We start from the raw sequence: 1753 nt of genomic DNA on the forward strand, positions 1-1753 counted from the left end.
TCTGGATAGTACGCAGCTAAACTGCCACGTGGAATGTTGTACGGCACAATACGGAAACTATGCACAATACGTTTCACGCCATCTGAGAAAACACTTTCAATATCAACCCACTGATTTGCTTCAAAGCCTGCTTCATCAATATCGGCTTGGTTCATAAATAACACACGGCGCTGCCCAAAGACCCCGCGGTAACGGTCATCGAGACCATATAGCGTAGTGTTGTACTGATCGTGAGAGCGAGTGGTCATTAAGGTATAAACTTTGCTGTCAGTATAAGCAGCAGCGTACTGATTTTCTTTATCACCATAGACTTCACTCAGAGGCGTAATCATAAACTGCGCTTTACCACTTTTTGTGTTCCAGATGTGCTGATTAGCCGGATGCTCTAGATGGAAACCACCCGGGTTATAGACACGTAAATTAAAATCATGGAACTCATCAAAGACCTCAGCAATTGAGTCACGAATACGGTCGTAGCTTTCAATGTACCATTTCCATTTGATCTTGCTGTCTGGTAGAACCGCTTCAGCCATTCTTGCCACGATGTCGGGTTCAGATAAAATATTTTCAGAAATTGGGGTATTACGGCCAGCCGACAAATGAATATTACTCATCGAATCTTCGACTGAAATGGCTTGTGGGCCATGAAGCTGCTCATCAATTTCGGTACGGCCCAAACATGGCAAAATCAGTGCCTCTTTACCACACACCAAATGGCTACGGTTTAACTTGGTTGCTACATGAACAGTTAAATTACACTTTCTAAGTGCTTCTTGGGTATACGGCGTATCTGGTGTCGCAACTGCAAAGTTGCCACCTAAACCAATAAAGACTTTGACCTCACCTTCAGCCATAGCTTTAATAGTTTCAACAACACCATGCCCATTTTTTCTAGGGGATTTAATCCCAAACACGCGGTCAATGTTGTCGAGTAATTTAGGGCTAGGTAATTCATTAATGCCCATGGTTCGGTCGCCTTGTACATTACTGTGCCCACGAACTGGACAAAGCCCTGCACCCGGTCGACCAATTTGCCCACGAGCCAATAATAAATTCGCCAACATATGTACGTTGGCTGTTCCGTGGCGATGTTGAGTAATACCCATTCCCCAGCAGAAAATTGAACGCTCAGACTCTAAAAAGAGCTTGGCTAATTTTTCTAAATGTTCAGGCGATAGACCCGAATGTTTATAAATATCTTCCCACTCAGTTTTTTCAACTTCAGCAATCATCTCGTCGAAACCGATCGTATTCACCGCAATAAAGTTTCGATCAAAAACACTTGGTTTACCTGAAGCGAGTGCCTTTTTATCCCACTTATTTAAGTGCTTTAAAATTCCTAACATCAGTGCATAGTCACCACCAATTTTAGGTTGGAAATAATAACGACTAATTGGGGTACTGCCGTTAGTCATCATTTCAAGTGGTGCTTGTGGGTCTTGGAATCGCTCTAAGCCTCGCTCTTTAATCGGGTTAATCGCAATAATGTTACCGCCACGTTTAGACACTTCACGTAAAGTACCTAACATACGCGGATGATTGGTTCCGGGGTTATGCCCAAAACTAAAAATTGCGTCGGCTAAATCAAAGTCTTCTAGGGTGACTGTGCCCTTTCCTAAACCAATCGAATCAAGTAACCCAACACTTGTGGTTTCATGACACATGTTCGAACAGTCTGGAAAGTTATTTGTTCCAAAGCTTCGCACAAACAATTGATATAAAAATGCCGCTTCATTACTGGCACGGCCAGAGG

Annotated in this window: 1 protein-coding gene; it reads right to left on the reverse strand. The window is 43.1% G+C overall.

Annotated elements, in window-relative coordinates; all coding sequences use genetic code 11:
- Positions 1 to 1753, reverse strand: a 1753-nt coding sequence (locus UC75_RS08415; protein ID WP_228137229.1) for an FdhF/YdeP family oxidoreductase, incomplete at both ends; no start/stop codon positions are given.

Origin of the sequence: Acinetobacter sp. V2, from assembly GCF_001188385.1 — a bacterium.
Lineage (GTDB): Bacteria > Pseudomonadota > Gammaproteobacteria > Pseudomonadales > Moraxellaceae > Acinetobacter > Acinetobacter oleivorans.